Source organism: Nocardiopsis sp. LOL_012 (assembly GCF_048060475.1).
In the GTDB taxonomy this organism is placed as follows: Bacteria; Actinomycetota; Actinomycetes; order Streptosporangiales; family Streptosporangiaceae; genus Nocardiopsis.
Map to the genome: position 1 here is coordinate 1 of NZ_JBHMIV010000125.1, position 392 is coordinate 392.

At 71.4% G+C, this 392-nt stretch carries 1 protein-coding gene; it reads left to right on the top strand.

What is annotated here, in order from left to right:
* On the top strand, positions 1-392 hold a 392-nt coding region (locus tag ACFHWE_RS23745; RefSeq protein ID WP_416604104.1), incomplete at both ends, for a recombinase family protein.

The following is a 392-nucleotide window of genomic DNA, read 5'->3' on the forward strand; positions in this document are numbered from 1 at the left end:
GACGAGCGCCCCGAGCTGAAGGCGTGCCACGCCTTCCTCCACCCCGGCGACACCCTCGTCGTCCCCTTGCTGGACCGCTACGGCCGCTCCCTCCAGGACCTGGTGACCATGGTCGCCGACCTGCGCACCCGCGAGATCGGCTTCACCTCCCTGCACGAGAAGCTCGACACCACCACCCCCGGCGGACGCCTGGTCTTCCACGTCTTCGCCGCCCTGGCCGAGTTCATCCGCGAGCTCATCGTGGCCGGCACCCACGAGGGCCTGGCCGCCGCCCAGTCCCGAGGCCGTGTTGGCGGGCGCCCCAGCGTAGTCAACGCCGACCTGATCCGCGCGGCCCGCGACATGCTCCCCAACCCCGAGTACTCGGTGACCTCCATCGCCAAGCTGCTCGG